Source organism: Synechococcus sp. R55.2, assembly GCF_047462075.1.
Classification (GTDB): domain Bacteria; phylum Cyanobacteriota; class Cyanobacteriia; order Thermostichales; family Thermostichaceae; genus Thermostichus.
Genome location: NZ_JANSIH010000368.1, coordinates 1 through 523, shown reverse-complemented (window position 1 = coordinate 523; position 523 = coordinate 1). Strand labels below are relative to the sequence as shown.

General features: G+C 46.1%; 1 pseudogene. It reads left to right on the top strand.

The annotated features are described in order from the left end of the window. Positions 1-53: 53 nt before the first annotated feature. Positions 54-523, top strand: a pseudogene (locus NW838_RS11745) (hypothetical protein); the annotation flags it as partial.

Genomic DNA, 523 nt, shown 5'->3' with positions numbered 1-523 from the left:
ATTAGAGCTTATCCTAGAGATCCTAGAGAGAAACTTGAAACTAGAGTCTGCCAATGAATTTACTCCAGAAGAAAGTTGAGGTTACTCTTAATCGCTTCTTCGTTAAGAGGCTAACTCAGGAGGATCTCACCTTCTACGGATACCATTGCAAGCCAAACCCTCTCCCCGCTCCGGGGGAAGAGCACAAAGCGCTCGCAAGGGTTTGTAATCAGCTAGGTGTAGTGGCTGTTCCTCTAGAGGGCTGCATTATAGCCCGGGAAAAGGTTGACCCCGATAAACTTAAGACAAAGGACGGGGAACTAGAGGAAATTGGACAGAGAGTTCTAAACTGCACCAATGTCCAAGAAAAAGATGCCCTCGAAAGCTTTGAGCGTAGGAGGCTACGGCTGTGTCTCAAATCTTTGTACTCTGGGAAAACCGAAGTTGAAACATCAGGAGGCAGCTTACTTTGGTGGAAGAAGGAAGAAGTTGATTGTGGAGAGGGTTGGAAAATCCACGAAGGAAGAAGAATAGATGTTGTTGT